This is a genomic window from Streptomyces anulatus (assembly GCF_000721175.1).
GTDB classification, from domain to species: Bacteria; Actinomycetota; Actinomycetes; order Streptomycetales; family Streptomycetaceae; genus Streptomyces; species Streptomyces anulatus_C.
In genome coordinates, this window is record NZ_JOEZ01000008.1 from 1 (window position 1) to 16,892 (window position 16,892).

Genomic DNA, 16,892 nt, shown 5'->3' on the forward strand with positions numbered 1-16,892 from the left:
AGATGTCGCAATCCACACCGAACCCGGAAGGCCCTCACTCGTTCAAGATCCCTAAGCCGTGGGATCCGTCACCAACCTCCATGGACAGAACACCTAGAGGTTTGTGATGTTGCCCGGGGTCATCCTCGGGGCCCTGCGGGACGGAGTGCGGCCCGAGAGCAGGATCAGCCGGGTCGCTCGGTGGCGTTGGCCCTCGTACGGGGTCAGCAGGGCCAGCATCTCCTCGTCGTCCGCGTCGCGGTTGTCCGCCAGGGCGTGGCCCACGATGCCCGGGAGGTGCAGGTCGCCGACCGTGACCGCGTCCGCCGCGCCGTTCGAACGCTGGAGGGTCTCGGACGAGGTCCAGGGGCCGATGCCGGGGATCAGTTGCAGGCGGGCCTGGGCCTCGGGGAGGTCCATCGTCGCCGCCTCCTCCAGGCGGCGGGCCACGCGTACCGCGCGCAGGATCGTCGACGATCGTTTGGCGTCGACGTTCGCCTTGTGCCATTCCCAGGACGGGATCATGGCCCAGCCGCGCGGGTCCGGCATGACGTGCAGGCCCAGGTCCGCGGTCGGGCCCGGGGCCGGGGTGCCGAAGCGGCGGACCAGATGGCGCCAGGCACGGTACGCCTCGTCCGTGGTGACCTTCTGCTCCAGGATCGAGGGGATCAGCGATTCCATGACCAGCCCCGTACGCAGGAGGCGCAGGCCCGGGCGGCGGTGCCTTGTCAGGGCCAGCAGGCGGTGGCGTGGGACGAACGCGTCCGGGTCGTCCTCCGCGCCCAGGAGTGCGGGGAGCCCCGCCAGCAGCCAGTGGGCGCCGGGGCCCCAGGCCGCCGCCACCACCCGGTCGCCGCGCGCCGCCACCCGCAGGGTGCCGGGACCCTCGGGCGTGCGGGTGGCCCGCCAGAACGTGCCGTCCGCGGCCATCCGGAACGTGGGGTCCGCCGGGCCGCGGCGGAGGGGGCCGAGGACCAGGCGGAGGTCCAGCGGGCCGGGTGGGGCCCATTCCCTGGTCAGCGGGGGGCCGTCGGGCGAGGAGGACGGCGCCGCCTTGACGGGCGGAGCGGCGGCCTGGTGCGGCAGCGCTGGTCGCGCGGTGCGGGGGGCGAATCGTCCTGCCACGGGGGCCTCGGTGTCTCAGTGTCTTGGTGTTGTTGCTGTTCTTGGTGCGGGGGGACTGTCCTTCTGCGGGTTCTTCGAGGGTACGGGTACGAGGGCTACTGGTCCGAGCTGAAGCGGACCGAGGCGTCCGGCAGGACCGCGCCGCACCAGATCCTGACCCCGTCGCGCAGTTCGTTGTCCGCGCCCACCTGCGCCCCGTCGCCGATCACCGCGCCGGCGAGCACCGTACGGTCGCCGACCCTGGCGCCTGCCCCGACCAGCGAGTCCGTGATGACCGCGCCCGCCTCGACGACCGCGCCCGCCAGGATCGTCGAGCCGTCTATCCTCGCGCCCGCGCCGATCACCGCGTCCGCGCCGACCACCGTGCCGCCGGTGAGCTTGGCGTCCGGGGCCACGGTGGCGGTCGGCAGGACCAGGCGGTCGCCGCAGCGGCCGGGGACCGCCGGGGACGGGGCGCGGCCGAGGACGAGGTCGGCGGAGCCGCGGACGAAGGCCCCCGGAGTGCCGAGGTCCAGCCAGTACGTGGAGTCGACCATGCCCTGGAGGTGGGCGCCGGAGGCGAGCAGTCCGGGGAAGGTCTCGCGTTCGACGGAGACCGGGCGGCCGGACGGGATGCTGTCGATGACCGAGCGCCGGAAGATGTACGCCCCGGCGTTGATCTGGTCGGTGACGATCTCTTCCGGCGTCTGCGGCTTCTCCAGGAAGGCCGTGACCCGGCCCGTCGCGTCGGTCGGCACGAGGCCGAAGGCGCGTGGGTCCTCGACCCGGGTCAGGTGGAGGGAGACATCCGCACCGGAGTCGGTGTGCGAGGTGACCAGGGCCCGGATGTCGAGCCCGGTCAGGATGTCGCCGTTGAAGACCAGCACCGGTTCGTCCGGCCCCGAGAAGAGCTTCGGCGCGACGTTACGGATGGCTCCGCCGGTGCCGAGCGGCTCCTGCTCGGTGACGTACTCGATGTGCAGGCCGAGCGAGGAACCGTCGCCGAAGTACGGCTCGAAGACCTCCGCCAGGTAGGACGTGGCGAGCACGATGTGCTCCACCCCGGCCGCCCTGGCCCGCGCCAGCTGGTGGGTGAGGAAGGGGACCCCCGCCGCCGGGACCATCGGCTTCGGGGTGTGCACCGTGAGCGGGCGCAGCCGGGTGCCTTTGCCACCGACCAGGAGAATCGCTTCTTTTGCCTCTGTCACAGCACCGTCTCTGCTTCCTGCTGGGCCTGGCCTGGTTGTGGCTGGCCAGTCTAAGCAGACCGGTCGGATACGCCCCGGTCAGCGGCCCTGCAGTTTGGCGGAGCTGGTCCGGGCCTTGCCGAGCTTCTTGTAGAGACGCGCTCCGGGGCATTCGGTTGCGAAACCGTCCCGATGACCCGAGATGACGTTCATCTTGACCTTCGTGCCGGCCCTGTACTTGTTGCTTCCGCCGGAGGTGAGGGTGACCTTCCCCTTGGGGTTGGCCCCGAACAGACCGAGCTTCCAGGCGGTGAGCTTGGAGACGGCGGTCACCGCGGCGGCGGGCGGGTTGGTGAAGGAGTAGCTGCCGAGCACCGCGATCCCCATGGTGTTCGTGTTGAAGCCCAGGGTGTGCGCTCCGAGGACCGCCTTCGCGACTCCTCCGGCCCGGCCCTCGTAGATGTTTCCGCACTTGTCGACGGCGAAGTTGTAGCCGAAGTCGCGCCAGCCGCTGCTCTTGACGTGGTAGCGGTAGATGCTGCGGAGCACCGAAGGGGCCTGCTTGCAGGTGTAGTTGTTGCCGGTCGCGCTGTGGTGCACGAAGGCCGCCCTGACGGACTTGGTGTACGCGAAGTTCCGCTCGCGGAGCCTCTCGTCCGCGCCCCAGCCCTTACGGGTGATGATCTTCGGCCGGGGTCCGATGTACGGCCTCGCCCCGGCTGCGACGATCGCCGCCGCCTCCTCCGTCTCCGCCTTGGTCAGCGCGGGGATGACGGCCGCGCCGAGCGGCGCGAGGTCCGCGTTGACGGCCGAGGTGGCGGCGGATTCGGCGGTGAGCGCCTCCGGCACGGCCGCTGTCGTCGTCGGCGGTGCCGGGTTGGCGGCGAACGTGGCCGGGGTGGCGGACCGGCCGACGGGGGCGGCACGGCCCGCGGGGGCCTCGCTGGCGGGTTCCGGCGCGGGGTCCTCGCCGGGGTCGACGAGTTCGAGCCGCAGTCCTTCGGGGAGCGGCACGGCGGCGGACCGGTGCTGCGGGTCGGCCGCCTCCGGGCGTACGCGTACCTCCACGCCGTCCGAGTCACCGACCCAGAGCGGGGCCGTCGCTCCGCGCACGGCGCCGGACGTCCGCTCGTCGCTCCCGAGGTCGGCGGCGTGCTCGGCGTTGTGGGTCTCGACGTCCTGCCAGTCCGACCAGCTCGTGCCGCCGGCCGCCCGGGTGCGGACCTGGACCGTGCCGTGCAGTTCGGCCTCGGCATCGTCCCAGACCACGCCCACCAGGGAGAACGGGCGGGCGTCGCGCTGGGCCAGGCCCTGGCCGGCCGCCGCCGGGCCCACGACGCGGTCGGACGGTGCGGTGAGGGGCTCCAGGGGCAGGGACTGCGTCGAGCCGGCCGGCTCGGCCGCGCGGGTCTCGCCGGCCCGTGCCGACGGTGGGGCGGTGTCGGCCGCCCGGAAAGGTGCGGGTTCGGCCGGCGTGATTCCGGGGAGCTCGTTTCCGGCGGGCTCGTTTCCGGCGGGCTCGTTTTTTCCGGCAGGCTCGTTTCCGGCGGGTGCTGCTTCGAGGGCTTCCGCTTCGGCAGGTGCGGCTTCGAGGGCTTCCCCTTCGCCGGGGGCGGCTTCGGCCCGTGCCGACGGCGGCCCGGATCCCGGCGATTCGGGGGACACGGAAGGCGGCCGGGCGGAGTGCGGGGCCGGGGCGGACAGGGCGGGGGCGGCGAGCGGCAGAGTGAGGGCCGCCGCGCAGGTGACGCCGACTGAGGTGACCAATAGTGCACGCATACGCATGATCCTGGCCATACAGCCATAGCTCCGGCTACCCGGACATCGGCCTCGACGTGACGCTCCGTCTGCCGAACCGGTGTACGTGACACCCGTTCAGCCCGCCCCGCACAGCGTCCCCGCGTACGCTTGCGCGGATGAACTCCAGCGACCGCACCCCTGCCGACCTGCTGCGATCCGCCCTTGCCGCGGACCCGGCCCGCCCCTTGGTCACCTTCTACGACGACGCCACCGGAGAACGCGTCGAACTGTCGGTGGCGACCTTCGCCAATTGGGTGGCCAAGACCGCCAATCTGCTCCAGGGCGACCTCGCCGCGGAGCCCGGCGACCGGCTCGCCCTGTTGCTCCCCGCGCACTGGCAGTCCGCGGTCTGGCTGCTCGCCTGCTCCTCCGTCGGGGTCGTCGCCGATGTCCAGGGCGACCCGGCCGCCGCCGACCTCGTCGTGACCGGCCCGGACACCCTGGAGCGGGCGCGGGCCTGCCGGGGTGAGCGGGTCGCCCTCGCCCTGCGTCCGCTGGGCGGCCGGTTCCCGCAGGCGCCCGAAGGGTTCGCGGACTACGCGGTGGAGGTGCCGAGCCAGGGCGACCGCTTCGCGCCCTTCGCCCCGGTGGACCCCGAAGCTCCCGCGCTGGCCGTCGGCGGGATGGAACTGACAAGTGCGCAGCTCGTCGCCAAGGCCCGCGAGGATGCCGGCGTCCTCGGGCTCGTACCGGGGTCCCGGCTGCTCACCGGGCGTACGTACGACACCTGGGACGGGCTGAGCGCCGGGCTTTTCGCGCCACTGGCGGCCGGTGCGTCCGTGGTGCTCTGCCGCCACCTCGGACAGCTCGACGCGGATGGACTCGCCAAGCGCACCGAGAGCGAGCGGGTCACCGACACCGCGGCATGACATGCGCTCCGAGGTCCACCCGTCCGGCCCACAGCGGGCCGAGCCCCCGGTGCACAGCACCGGAGCGGGTAGATGATCGGGCGGTACAGACCACTCTCCTTGCTGTGCACAACCAAGCGTGAGTTTCAGCCGTCTACTCCTGCGACCGGCGGCCCCTCACGCCGCCGAACGTGAAGGATGGACGCAGACGTGACCGACAGTGCTGGCCCGCCGTCCGACCCGGACAACCCGGCCGGGGACAAGCCGCAAGGCAGGTCGCAGGAAGAGTCCGGGGCCGAGGGCGGAGCCCCGGAGGACGTGACCCCGAAAGCCGTGACCCCGCAGGACGTGACCCCGAAAGCCTTGGCCCCGCAGGACGGAGCTTCCGAGGACGGGGCTCCTGAAGCCGCCGAGTCCGAGAAGGCCGAGGGCGCGGAGCGTGCGGAGAGCGCCGCGAACGCCGAGAGCTCGGAGACCTCGGAGAGTTCCGGGAAGGGTGAAGGCGAGGGCGCGGGCGGGGCCGAGGGTGATCCCGGCCCCGGTGACCCCGCCCCCGTCGGCGCGGCAGCGAGCGGTGACGGCGAGCAGACCTGGGCCGATCAGCCCAAGGACGGCGTCGTCGCCACGCGCAAGAGCCACTGGCTGCGCTGGACCGCGCTCGCCGCCTCGTTCCTCGTGCTGGTCGCGGCGGGGGCGGGCTGGTGGCTCTACAAGAAGCTCGACGGGAACATCACCACCGACACGAGCGCCGCCGCCGAGCTCAAGGCGTACGAGAAGGAACGGCCGGCCCCGGTCGTCATGGACGCGCAGAACATCCTGCTCATCGGGTCCGACAGCCGGGCCGGGGACAACCGTGAGTACGGCCGGGACGACGGCGGCAGCCAGCGCTCCGACACCACGATCCTGCTGCACCTCGCGGCGGACCGGAAGAGCGCGACGGCCGTGTCCCTCCCCCGCGACCTCATGGTGGAGATCCCCAGCTGCCGCACCGCGGACGGCAAGGAGACGCGGGAGCGGTTCACCCAGTTCAACGCGGCGTTCGAGCTCGGCGGCACCGCCTGCACGATCCGCACCGTGGAGCGGATGACCGGCATCCGCGTCGATCACCACATGGTCGTCGACTTCAACGGCTTCAAGGACATGGTCGACGCCGTGGACGGGGTCGAGATCTGCCTCAAGGAGCCGATCGACGACAAGGACGCGCACCTGGAGCTCCCGGCCGGCCGGCAGACGCTGAACGGCGAGGAGGCCCTCGGCTACGTACGGGCGCGCAAGTCGCTCGGCAACGGCAGCGACACCGAACGGATGGAGCGCCAGCAGCAGTTCCTGGGCGCCCTGGTGAACAAGATGCAGAGCAACGGCGTCCTGCTCAACCCGACGCGGCTCTACCCGGTGCTGGACGCGGCGACCAAGTCACTGACCACGGACCCGGGGCTGGACTCGCTGCGCGACCTCTACGACCTGGTGCGCGGGATGCGCAACGTACCGACCGAGCAGGTGCAGTTCCTGACCGTGCCCCGGCAGCCGTACCGCAACAACGCGAACCGGGACGAACTCGTCGAACCGGACGCGGGTGACCTGTTCAAGCAACTCCGTGAGGACCGGCCCGTCGCCGTGGTCCCGGCCGACGAACTGGAGGAGGCGCAGCAGGACCAGAAGAAGGAGCAGCACGGAAAACCGGACGACACCGGGTCCCGAAGCCCGACGCCCGCACCCACCTATTCGGGCTCGAGTGCGGCGGACGACCTGTGCAAGCAGTAAAGCAATTGCCAAGACCGAGAACACAATCGACGCGTAATGGGAAGAATGCCCGGTTGTAAGGGGCGTTGAATGTGTCACGCACGTCGCTCGACGCGGAATCGGCCGGATAGTGTGACGCGATCCGGTGCTTCCGGCCGTCAGGTCGTGCACTGCTGGAGCGAAGGAACGAGCGCCTTGCCGGGGGAGGGCGCCTCGCGTGGCACCGACGGAGGACGCAGGCAACCGTGGACGCGCACAGTCGTGGACGGGCGGACGATATCGACCCCGCCGACCAGTGGGTACTCAACCCGCACACCGGTAATTACGAATTGCGACTGGACCACTCCGCAGGGGAGTCGAGCAGTCCTTCGCGTACGGCCACGGCTGCCGAAGCAACCGGTCGCCGCGGTGACTCCCGGACCGGTTCGGGGCGTCGCGGGGCCGCCGGCACGCGTGAACGTGAGGGCGCTCCGGACGGGCCGCGCCGCGAGGTGCCCGGGCAGCGCAGCCGCCGCAGCTCCCAGGCGGCACGTGCGGCCGCCGAGCCGCCCGCGTCCGGCCGCCGGAAGCGCAAGCCGCAGAAGTCGCGCAAGAAGAAGGCGCTGCTGTGGACGGGCGGGGGCACGGCGTTCGTCGTCGTCGCCGCCTCGCTCGGCGTGTACCTCGTGTACCAGAAGCTCAACGGCAACATCGACACCATCGACGTGGGCGACGCCGGCAGCAAGAGCGTCCTCGGCGACGGCCCGATGAACATCCTGATCATCGGCACCGACAAGCGCACCGGCAAGGGCAACGAGGGGTACGGCGACAAGGGCAGCGAGGGCCACGCCGACACCACCATCCTGTTCCACGTCTCCGAGGACCGGACCAACGCGACGGCGATGAGCATCCCGCGCGACCTGGTGACCGAGATCCCCGAGTGCGAGGCGAAGAAGCCGGACGGCACCTCCACGATCATCCCCGGCACCCCGAACGAACGCTTCAACACCAGCCTCGGCCAGAACGGCCGTAATCCCGGCTGCACCATGAAGACGGTCGAGAACATCACCGGCCTCAAGCCCGATCACTTCATGATGGTCGACTTCAACGCGGTCAAGGACCTGACGACGGCGGTCGGCGGCGTCAAGGTCTGCATGGCGAAGCCGATCGACGACCCGAAGTCGCATCTGGTGCTGCCCCAGGGCGAGTCGAAGGTGCAGGGCGAGAACGCGCTGGCCCTGCTGCGCACCCGGGACAGCTTCGGCAACAGGAGCGATCTCGACCGGATCAAGGTGCAGCAGCAGTTCCTCGGCTCCATGATCCGCGAGATGAAGTCGAGCGACACCCTGACCAACCCGAAGAAGCTGTACTCGCTGGCCGACGCGGCCACCAACGCGCTGACCGTCGACACGGGCATCGGCGACGCGAAGAAGCTGATGACGCTGGCCCAGGAGATCGGCAAGGTCGACACGAAGAACATCAGCTTCCTCACGATGCCGGTCGTCGACAACCCGGCCGAGCCGAAGCCCGTCACCGTGGTCGTGGACCCGGTCAAGGGTGAGCAGCTCTTCGCGATGATGCGCTCCGACACCTCGCTGACCGAGGTGAAGCAGAAGGAGAAGGCCGCCAAGGGCAAGCAGGCGGCCCTGCTCAAGGGCCCGAAGGCCGAGCCCGCCGACGTACGCGTGGACGTCCTCAACGGCGGTGGGATCCCCGGCGCGGCGGGTTCGACCGTCACCTGGCTCCAGAACGAGCAGGGGGTGCTGAAGTCCACCAACAAGGCCAACGCACCCGAGAAGATCAAGAAGACGACGCTGGAGTACGCGCCCAACCAGGCCGATCAGGCCCGGGCACTCGCCGCGATGATGGGGCTGCCCGCCGCGGCCATGAAGCAGGGCACCGCCGACGCCGAGGGGCTTGAGGCGATGGTGCTCACGCTGGGGGCGGACTTCAAGGGCGCCGGCCAGCTCATCACCGGGCCGGCGAAGGCTCCGGAGGGCGTCGAGCAGGCAAGCGCCGACAAGGCGGTATGCGCCAAGTGACACCGGGTCACCGCGCCACAGCGGAAATCTGAACAGCATGGGGGGTCCGGTGGTACGGAGCAGCACGCGCGGGGAGGGGACGCGATCACGTGTCCGCCACGCTGATCAACTCGGCCGGGACGAGAGCCTGCACGAGGGTGACGGCGACGGAGCGGGGGGCGGGGAGGGGCCGGGGACCGGCCATCGGTCGGCGAAGGGCCGACGCGGCAGCGGGGGCGGCGCCCAGGGGGCCGGCAGCCGCCGGGCCCCGAAGAGCGGCACGCGGCGCGCCCTGCGCTGGAGCGCCTCCGTGCTCGCCGTGCTGATACTCGGCACCGGCGGCGCCGGTTACCTCTACTACGAGTACCTCAACAGCAACATCAAGAAAGAGGATCTGACCCTCGGCGACAAGCAGATGGCCGACCACAAGGCCAATGCCGCCGGGCAGACCCCGCTCAACATCCTGCTCATCGGCTCCGACGCCCGGGACTCCGAGGCCAACCAGAAACTGGGCGGGGCGAAGGAGACCTTCGGAGCACCGCCGCTGGCCGATGTGCAGATGCTGCTCCACATCTCCGCGGACCGCTCCAACCTCTCCGTGATCAGCATGCCGCGCGACACCATGCTGAAGATGCCCAAGTGCACGGCCCCGGACGGCGAGGTCTTCCCGGCCAGCACCGGCGACGTGCAGACCAACGAGAGCCTGGGGCGCGGCGGTCCGGGGTGCACGGTGGCCACCTGGTACGAGCTGACCGGCATCCGGATCGACCACTTCATGATGATCGACTTCGCCGGTGTGGTGTCCATGGCCGACGCCATCGGCGGCGTCCCGGTCTGCGTCGACGCCAACATCCGCTCGAGGAACGCCGACGGCAAGGGCTCCGGGCTGGAGCTGGAGAAGGGCACCACGTACATCCAGGGCGAGCAGGCCCTCCAGTGGCTGCGCACCCGGTACGGCTTCGAGGACAACACCGACCTCGGTCGGGCGAAGGCCCAGCACCAGTACATGAACTCCATGGTCCGCCAGCTGCGCAAGGGCACCAAGCTCACCGACCCGGCGAAGCTGACGAACCTCGCCGAGGCGGCCACCAAGGCGCTGACGGTCGACAAGGGCCTCGACACGGTCAAGAAGCTCTACGACCTGGCCGAGGAGTTCAAGAAGGTCCCCACGAAGCGCATCACGATGTCGACGATGCCCAACGTGTACGGCACCGGCTCGAACAACGGCCGGGTCTACCCGAAGGCCGGCGACGCGGAGCAGCTGTTCCGGATGGTCCGCGACGATGTGCCGCTGGACGGCAAGGCCTCCAAGCGGAAGAAGCCGGAGGAGCCCAAGGACCCGTCGGCGCCGGTCGGCGAGATCGCCGTCGCCGTACGGAACGGGACCGCCACCGACACGCTCGGACCGGCCTCGGGGCGTGCGGGGGACGTGGCGGACCAGCTGAAGGAAGCGGGGTTCGGGAGGACCACCGTCGACCCGAACAGCGTGACCGGGTCGGCACGGACGGCGATCCTGTATCCGAGCGCGGATCTGGAGGGCGACGCGCAGGCGGTCGCCAAGGCGCTCGGGGTTCCGCTGTCGCAGGTGAAGAAGTCCACCGACGTCTCGGGGATCTCGCTCGCCGTGGGCGCGGACTGGCGCGAGGACGGGGCCTATCCGGTGTCCAAGGGCACGGAGAAGACTCCGGAGTCGGCGGGGGCCCTCAACGGCGAGGAAGAGGGGGCCTGCATGAAGGTCAACCCGAACTACACCTGGTGACGCGCTGCACCTGGTGACGCCGTGCGGGGGGCGCACACGGCGAAGGTCCCCACCGCCGAGCGGTGGGGACCTTCGTGCGTCGTGGGCTCAGACGGTCTCGCTGCTGCTGCCGGTCATCGCCGGCCGACGGCTCGCGATGACCCGCCTGGCCAGGGACCGGGGGCTGGTGAGGAAGCCGAAGCCCCAGCACATGTGCATGGTCGCCAGCGCCACCGGGATCTGGGCGCGGGCCTTCAGCGAGAGGCCCTTGCCCGCGGGCAGCGACCCGGCGACGATCGCGGCCACGTAACCGCCCGGGACGACCAGCGCCCACGGGGTGACGGCCGCGCCCAGGACCAGGCCGGCCGCGATGGCCACGACGGCGGTCGGCGGGGCCAGGTAGCGGAGGTTGATCGAGCCGGGGTGGTAGCGGGCCACGACGTGGCGCCAGCGGCCGTAGTCCTTGTACTGCTTGGCGAGCGCCTTCACCGTGGGGCGCGGGCGGTACTGCACCTTCAGTTCGGGCGAGAACCAGATCAGCCCGCCGGCCTCGCGGATGCGGAAGTTCAGCTCCCAGTCCTGGGCGCGGATGAACTCGACGTTGTAGCCGTCGGCCCGCTCCAGCGCCTCGCGGCGGAAGACGCCGAGGTAGACGGTCTCGGCCGGGCCCGCCTGACCGCCGGTGTGGAAGGCGGCGTTGCCGACGCCGATCTTCGAGGTCATCGCGGCGGAGACGGCCTCCTCCCAGGCGTTCTCGCCCTCGGCGTGCATGATGCCGCCGACGTTCTGCGCGCCGGTCTCCTCCAGGAGGCGGACGGCGGTCGCGATGTAGTTCGGCGAGAGCATGCCGTGACCGTCCACCCGTACGACGACGGGGTGGCGGGAGGCCTTGATCGCCGCGTTGAGGGCGGCGGGGGTGCGGCCGGTGGGGTTGGGCACGGTGTGGACCCGGGGGTCCTCGGCGACCAGTTCGGCGGCGATCTCGTCCGTCCGGTCGGCGGAGGGGCCGAGCGCGATCACGACCTCCATCTCACCGGCGTACTCCTGCTCCAGGATGTGCCGGACCGAGTTCCTGAGATGGCGTTCCTCGTTGAGCACCGGCATGATCACGGAGACGGCGGGGTACTGCGCGGCAGACATGTGGTCCTCGGGGGGTCCTCGGGGGCGCCGGGGGTTCGCACCCCAGGGGGCGGCGTTATCCGGCCGCCACGTTACCGCGAATGGGGGACACCGGTGCGCGCCGCTGGGTCGTCGGCCGGGGTGGAGATCGTATGGACCTACCGTGTGATTGGTCCCCTCGCACCGCAGAGGTGTCTCCTTTGCACCCCGGAGGTGTCTCCCCCGTGCCCACACCGCAACGACCGCAGCGCCCGCCGCACCCCCGCACCACTCCCCCGCGACGCCGTGCACCCCAGGGCACCCGGCCGGTCCGCCCCCGCAAGCAGGACGAGCGGCCGCGCTGGGGCATGCGGGTGGCCACCGGTCTTTCGGTGCTGGTGCTCGGGGCGGGTGGGATCGGCCACGCCGTGGTGAGCAGCCTGGAGGGCGGGATCGGCCGGGTCGATCCGTTCAAGGACATGAAGAACCGTCCGCAGGGGGGCCACGGCACGAATCTGCTGCTCGTCGGCACCGACGGCCGGGACACGATCACCAAGGCCGAGAAGAAGAAGTACAAGCTCGGCGGCGCGCCCTGCCACTGCACCGACACGATGATGCTGGTCCATCTGTCGGCGGACCGGCAGCGGGCGAGCGTGGTCAGCCTCCCCCGGGACAGTTACGCGGAGATGCCCGCCCACACCGACCGCACCACGGGCAAGCACCACGAGAGTCACCCGGTGAAGCTGAACGCCGCGTACGCGGAGGGCGGGCCCACCCTGACCGTGCGGACCGTCGAGGACATGACCGGGGTGAAGGTCGACCACTATCTGGAGGTCGACTTCACCAGCTTCATGAAGACGGTCGACGCGGTCGGCGGCGTGAAGATCTGCACGGCCCGGCCGATGAAGGACTCGTACACCGGTCTGAACCTGCCCGCCGGCACCCATGAGCTGGACGGCGGCCAGGCGCTCCAGTACGTGCGCTCGCGCCATGTGGACGTGGCCTCCGACCTGGGCCGGATGGAGCGCCAGCAGAAGTTCGTGGCGGCGCTGATCAAGCAGGCGACGGGCAGCGGCGTGCTGCTGAACCCGGTGAGGTTCCAGCAGGTCGCCGCCTCGGCGCTCGGCTCGGTCCGGGCCGACACGGGCTTCGGTACGGAGCAGATGCTGGCGCTCGGCAAGGCGATGAAGGACTTCGGCCCGGCCTCGGCGGAATTCGCCTCCGTGCCCATCGGCAACCCCAGCTTCCTGGTCAAGGGCATCGGCTCCACGGTGCAGTGGGACGCGAAGAAGTCGAAGAAGCTGTTCCAGGCGCTGCGCGAGGACAAGCCGCTGGCCCCGGCGAAGCCGAAGCCCGCGGCCGGTCCGGAGCAGCCTCCGGCCACGCTCGTGGACGTGGCGCCGAAGGAGGTCCGGGTGCAGGTCTACAACGGGACCCCGAAGGACGGCCTCGGCGGGACCGTGGACGAGGCGCTGCGGGCCACCGGCTTCACCACCAACGAGGCCCCGCTCAACGGGGAGCTGCGGGATCTGAAGCGGACGCTCGTGGAGTACGACCCGCGCTGGGACCGCTCGGCGAAGTCCCTGGCCACCGCCCTGCCCGGGAGCGAGCTGAAGGCGGTGAAGGGCCAGGGCCCGCAGATGAAGGTGACGGTGGGTTCGGACTTCACGAAGGTGCAGCGGGTGAAGGCGGAGAGCCGGCAGACGGGCGAGTTCTCCACGGTGACGGGCGACGAGGTGGTGTGCCCGTAGCCGGTGATCCGGCGACCGCACGGGGCTGTACCGGTCACCCGGCGACCGCACAGGGCTGTCTCAGTCACCCGGCGACCGCACGGGGCTGTCTCAGTCACCCGGCGACCGCACGGGGCTGTCTCAGTCGTCGATGCCGTCGGCGGCGCGCTTCTCGCGCAGTTCCTTGATCGCACGGCGGCGGGCGAGCCGGTGGGTGCGCCGGATCTGCGCCTCCTGGTAGCGCCGGTTGTCGCGCTCGGTCTCGGGGATCACCGGCGGTACGCGGCGCGGCTTGCCGTCCCCGTCGACGGCGGCGAAGACCAGATAGGCGCTGCCGACCTGCTGGGCGGGGGTCGACTCGTTCCAGCGTTCGGCCATCACGCGGACGCCGACCTCCATGGAGGAGCGGCCGGTCCAGTTGACCTGCGCGCGTACGTGAACGAGGTCACCGACCCTGACGGGCTCCAGGAAGACCATCTCGTCCATGGAGGCGGTCACGGCGGGCCCGCCGGAGTGCCGGCCGGCCACCGCGCCCGCGGCGTCGTCGACCAGTTTCATGATCACGCCACCGTGCACCGTGCCGAGGAGGTTGGTGTCGTTGCCGGTCATGATGTGGCTGAGGGTGGTCCGGGACGCCGCGGTCGGCTTGCCCGTAATCTCGCCCTCCGGGCGGGTGGCCTGATCTGTCATACAGTCCACCTTATGCGGGGGCCCGCGTCACGCGGAATGCATCAGGTTCGCAACAGCCCTGGTGCGATTTCCCTTACACCCTGTAATAGCTGTGGGCCGGGACGGCACACTGTTCGGATGAACGATTGGCCCGATCGACGGACCGGCGACCGCAGCGAGCGCTACGGGCGGGGCAGTGCCAGCCCCCAGCCCGAGAGTGCGCGGGCGATGCCGCACATCCAGCGCCGCCCGGCCCCGCCGCAGAGGCCTCAGGTCCCGCCGCAGAGGCCGCAGACCCCGCCGCAGAGCCATGGGTACGACGACCGCCACCAGGACGGCGGCTACGGCAACAGCCCCGACCCCGGTTACGACAGCGGCTACAACACGGGCCAGGTCTACGGCTCGGGCAGCGGCGGATCCGACGGCCGGGGCGGCGGCGGCCGTCGCGGCGGCGGTGACGGGGGTTACGTCCAGGGCGGCCCGGCACCGGACTGGCGCCGCCGGATCAAGCTCGGCGCGCTGACCCTGGTGGTCGTGGTGCTCGCGGTCTCGATCTCGACGTACTTCTGGGCCGACTCGAAGCTGAAGCGCGAGGTGGACCTCGCGAAGGTCATCGAACGGCCGGAGTCCGGCGACGGCACGAACTACCTGATCGTCGGGTCCGACAGCCGCGAGGGCATGTCGGACGAGGAGAAGAAGCGGCTGCGCACCGGTTCCGCCGAGGGCAAGCGCACCGACTCGATGATGATCCTGCACGACGGCTCCAGCGGCCCGACGCTGATCTCGCTGCCGCGCGACTCCAACGTCGAGATCCCGTCCTTCAAGGGCTCGGAGTCCGGGAAGATGTTCCAGGGCACCGGCCGGCAGGTGAAGCTGAACGCCGCCTACGCCGAGGACGGCCCCGAACTGCTGGTCCGTACGGTCGAGTTCAACACCGGCCTGCGCATCGACCACTACGTCGAGATCGGCTTCGGCGGCTTCGCGAAGATCGTGGACGCGATCGGCGGGGTCGAGCTGGACATCCCGAAGGCCTTCAAGGACAAGAAGTCCGGAGCCGACTTCCAGGCGGGCAAGCAGACGCTGAACGGCGAGCAGTCACTGGCCTTCGTCCGTACCCGCTACGCGCTACCGGGCAGCGACCTGGACCGTACGAAGAACCAGCAGAAGTTCCTCGCGGCACTGGCGAGCCAGACGGCGACCCCGTCCACGATCATCAACCCGTTCAAGCTGTACCCGACGCTGGGCGCGGGCCTGGACACGCTGATCGTGGACAAGGACATGTCGCTCTGGTCGCTGGCCAACATGTTCTTCGCGATGAAGGGCGTCACGGGCGGCGAGGGCACGTCGATGAACATGCCGATCTCGGGCACCACCGGCTCCAACCTGGTCTGGGACAAGGCCAAGGTGAAGCAGCTGGTGCAGCAGCTGAACAACGACGAGAAGGTCACGGTCAAGGGCAACTGAGGCCCGATGCGCATCACGCGCTCGACGCGCACGACCGCGAACCGGGACCGCCGAGCGCGCTCAGCCGCCCATCGGGGCCGCTGAGCGCGCTCGGGCCGTGCGGGGTGGTGCGTGGGCGTCAGCTGCCGGAGGCGTACGGGACGAAGTCCGCCCAGGCGGCGGGGGTGAAGCCGAGCGGAGACCTGGCGAGGTCCTTGGAGTCGCGGACGTACACAGTGCTGCGGGCGGCGGCGACCTCGACGCATTCGGGGCCGTCGTTGCTGCTGTAGCTGCTCTTGAACCACTCCAGGGCGGAGCCGTCTCCGCTCGGGGCTATGCGTGTCATGTCTCTCCCAGCACTTTCTCGACGAAGGCCAGCGATTCCCGGGGAGTGAGACCCTGGGCCCGGACGAGACCGAGCCGCTGCTCCAGGATCCGGATTTCCTTGGGGTCGAAGGTCAGGCGGTTGAACAACTGCCCCTCCCAGTGTCCCACCGCCGTTCCGTCCTTGAACTTGAGGAGCTGGAGCTGACCTCCCATCCCGGCGTGGTCCTCCCGGTCGGTCGGCATCACCTGGATCTCGACGTTCCGCAACTGCCCCAGTTCCAGAAGGTGTTCGAGCTGGCGGCGCAGCACCGCACGTCCGCCGAGCGGTCGTCGGATCGTCACCTCCTCCTGGACGAAGGTGAGCATGGTTAATGGCTTCCGCCGGAAGATCTCCTGTCGCGCCATGCGTGCCGCGACGTACCGTTCGACCTCGTCTGGACCGAACGCCGGCCGCCGCATCTCATAGAGCGCGCGGGCGTATTCAGCGGTCTGGAGAAGCCCGTGCACGTTGTGATTACCGTACGCGCCGAGCTCGACCGCTTCCCGTTCGAGCTTGGCAAGGTCTTTCACCTTCTTCGGGTAACGGGCCTCCGCCACGTCCTGCTTCATCGCGGAGATCTTGCCGCGCGCACCCACGACCCTGTCCGTAGCGTCCAGGAACTCCGGCTTGGGAATGCGTCGTCCGCCCTCGACCTTGAAGACGAGGTTCTCGCTGTACCCGATGGCCGCGCCCAGCTCGGCGGCGCGCAGCCCCGCCGCCTCCCGCCAGAGTTTGATCTGCCGCCCCACGGCGGCCATGACCGCGCTCGAATCGTCGGCCGGATCGATGTCGAGGTCGAGATCCGGCTCGGACACGCTCTCGTCCGCCGCTGCTCCCGCTTCCATTTTGTGCGCTGCCGCGCCGCGCCTGCCGTCTTCGTCAGCCATGGTGCGCAGCGTAGGGACGGCGGGCCGCAACAAGGGTCGGATCACCGGAAATCCACCCGAATTCGCTGCTCACACCGGGTCGTGGCGCGTCACGACCCGGTCGCGGTCCACCGGGTCGTGGCCTACCGCGACCCGGTGGACCGCGACATCAAGTACTTAAAGAACCAAGAGAAATCACCCAACCCCACCCCACCCGATCCCGATGGTCAGCCGCAGGAGGGGCTGGTCACTCACACGGGTGAGGTTTGCCAACTGAGCTGGATTTCGTACCGGTTGGCAGGCATATGCTCACGCTGACCGCA

The 16,892-nt window shown here is 70.4% G+C and carries 13 protein-coding genes; 6 read left to right on the forward strand and 7 right to left on the reverse strand.

Annotated elements, in window-relative coordinates:
• Positions 1–93: 93 nt before the first annotated feature.
• The 3 genes from IG90_RS0110995 to IG90_RS0111005 all read right to left on the reverse strand — a co-directional run bounded on the left by IG90_RS0110995 (position 94) and on the right by IG90_RS0111005 (position 4,049).
• The gene (locus IG90_RS0110995; protein WP_030581300.1) at positions 94–1,104 is read right to left on the reverse strand and encodes a DNA-3-methyladenine glycosylase family protein; all 1,011 of its coding nucleotides are present in this window, start codon (positions 1,102–1,104) and stop codon (positions 94–96) included.
• A gap of 95 nt (positions 1,105–1,199) precedes the next feature.
• Positions 1,200–2,291, reverse strand: coding sequence for a mannose-1-phosphate guanylyltransferase (manB, locus tag IG90_RS0111000; protein ID WP_030581304.1), 1,092 nt, complete (start codon positions 2,289–2,291; stop codon positions 1,200–1,202).
• 78 nt (positions 2,292–2,369) lie between these two features.
• Positions 2,370–4,049 (reverse strand): N-acetylmuramoyl-L-alanine amidase, encoded by a 1,680-nt coding sequence (locus IG90_RS0111005; protein ID WP_051860277.1) that lies wholly within the window; start codon positions 4,047–4,049, stop codon positions 2,370–2,372.
• A 137-nt stretch (positions 4,050–4,186) separates the two neighbouring features.
• Between IG90_RS0111005 and IG90_RS0111010 the strand changes: the two genes are divergently transcribed.
• The 4 genes from IG90_RS0111010 to IG90_RS0111025 all read left to right on the forward strand — a co-directional run bounded on the left by IG90_RS0111010 (position 4,187) and on the right by IG90_RS0111025 (position 10,417).
• Positions 4,187–4,939: a TIGR03089 family protein gene (locus tag IG90_RS0111010; protein ID WP_030581310.1), complete on the forward strand. Its 753-nt coding sequence runs from the start codon at positions 4,187–4,189 to the stop codon at positions 4,937–4,939.
• A gap of 177 nt (positions 4,940–5,116) precedes the next feature.
• Positions 5,117–6,679, forward strand: coding sequence for an LCP family protein (locus IG90_RS0111015; RefSeq protein ID WP_030581313.1), 1,563 nt, complete (start codon positions 5,117–5,119; stop codon positions 6,677–6,679).
• A gap of 224 nt (positions 6,680–6,903) precedes the next feature.
• Positions 6,904–8,679, forward strand: coding sequence for an LCP family protein (locus tag IG90_RS0111020; protein ID WP_411572649.1), 1,776 nt, complete (start codon positions 6,904–6,906; stop codon positions 8,677–8,679).
• A 37-nt stretch (positions 8,680–8,716) separates the two neighbouring features.
• The gene (locus IG90_RS0111025; protein WP_030581319.1) at positions 8,717–10,417 is read left to right on the forward strand and encodes an LCP family protein; all 1,701 of its coding nucleotides are present in this window, start codon (positions 8,717–8,719) and stop codon (positions 10,415–10,417) included.
• Between the two features lie 87 nt (positions 10,418–10,504).
• On the opposite strand, the gene IG90_RS0111030 is transcribed toward IG90_RS0111025, so the two are convergent.
• On the reverse strand, positions 10,505–11,536 hold the full coding sequence (locus IG90_RS0111030; RefSeq protein ID WP_030581322.1) for a glycosyltransferase family 2 protein: 1,032 nt from the start codon (positions 11,534–11,536) through the stop codon (positions 10,505–10,507).
• A gap of 203 nt (positions 11,537–11,739) precedes the next feature.
• Here IG90_RS0111030 and IG90_RS0111035 point away from each other — a divergent pair, with 203 nt between their 5' ends.
• Positions 11,740–13,245 carry an LCP family protein gene (locus IG90_RS0111035; RefSeq protein WP_459170903.1) on the forward strand — a complete coding sequence of 502 codons (1,506 nt, stop codon included), beginning with the start codon at positions 11,740–11,742 and terminating at the stop codon, positions 13,243–13,245.
• Positions 13,246–13,365: 120 nt separating this feature from the next.
• Here IG90_RS0111035 and IG90_RS0111040 read toward each other — a convergent pair whose 3' ends face one another.
• The gene (locus tag IG90_RS0111040; protein WP_030581328.1) at positions 13,366–13,914 is read right to left on the reverse strand and encodes an acyl-CoA thioesterase; all 549 of its coding nucleotides are present in this window, start codon (positions 13,912–13,914) and stop codon (positions 13,366–13,368) included.
• 117 nt (positions 13,915–14,031) lie between these two features.
• Between IG90_RS0111040 and IG90_RS0111045 the strand changes: the two genes are divergently transcribed.
• On the forward strand, positions 14,032–15,357 hold the full coding sequence (locus IG90_RS0111045) for an LCP family protein (protein ID WP_078585426.1): 1,326 nt from the start codon (positions 14,032–14,034) through the stop codon (positions 15,355–15,357).
• Positions 15,358–15,475: 118 nt separating this feature from the next.
• Here IG90_RS0111045 and IG90_RS0111050 read toward each other — a convergent pair whose 3' ends face one another.
• Together IG90_RS0111050 and IG90_RS0111055 are read right to left on the reverse strand one after the other, a co-directional pair.
• Positions 15,476–15,682 (reverse strand): DUF397 domain-containing protein, encoded by a 207-nt coding sequence (locus IG90_RS0111050; protein WP_030581334.1) that lies wholly within the window; start codon positions 15,680–15,682, stop codon positions 15,476–15,478.
• Positions 15,679–16,548 carry a helix-turn-helix domain-containing protein gene (locus IG90_RS0111055; RefSeq protein WP_030581337.1) on the reverse strand — a complete coding sequence of 290 codons (870 nt, stop codon included), beginning with the start codon at positions 16,546–16,548 and terminating at the stop codon, positions 15,679–15,681. The genes IG90_RS0111050 and IG90_RS0111055 overlap by 4 nt, the downstream gene beginning before the upstream one ends.
• Positions 16,549–16,892 lie beyond the last annotated feature (344 nt).

Bases quoted from the DNA above. Each gene is read 5' to 3' on its own strand.
- IG90_RS0111055 (WP_030581337.1), bottom strand. From the start codon at position 16,548: ATGGAAGCGGGAGCAGCGGCGGACGAGAGCGTGTCCGAGCCGGATCTC.
- IG90_RS0111005 (WP_051860277.1), bottom strand. From the start codon at position 4,049: ATGCGTGCACTATTGGTCACCTCAGTCGGCGTCACCTGCGCGGCGGCC.
- IG90_RS0111045 (WP_078585426.1), top strand. From the start codon at position 14,032: ATGAACGATTGGCCCGATCGACGGACCGGCGACCGCAGCGAGCGCTAC.
- IG90_RS0111015 (WP_030581313.1), top strand. From the start codon at position 5,117: ATGGACGCAGACGTGACCGACAGTGCTGGCCCGCCGTCCGACCCGGAC.
- IG90_RS0111010 (WP_030581310.1), top strand. From the start codon at position 4,187: ATGAACTCCAGCGACCGCACCCCTGCCGACCTGCTGCGATCCGCCCTT.
- IG90_RS0111050 (WP_030581334.1), bottom strand. From the start codon at position 15,682: ATGACACGCATAGCCCCGAGCGGAGACGGCTCCGCCCTGGAGTGGTTC.
- IG90_RS0111025 (WP_030581319.1), top strand. From the start codon at position 8,717: ATGGGGGGTCCGGTGGTACGGAGCAGCACGCGCGGGGAGGGGACGCGA.
- IG90_RS0111030 (WP_030581322.1), bottom strand. From the start codon at position 11,536: ATGTCTGCCGCGCAGTACCCCGCCGTCTCCGTGATCATGCCGGTGCTC.
- IG90_RS0111040 (WP_030581328.1), bottom strand. From the start codon at position 13,914: ATGACAGATCAGGCCACCCGCCCGGAGGGCGAGATTACGGGCAAGCCG.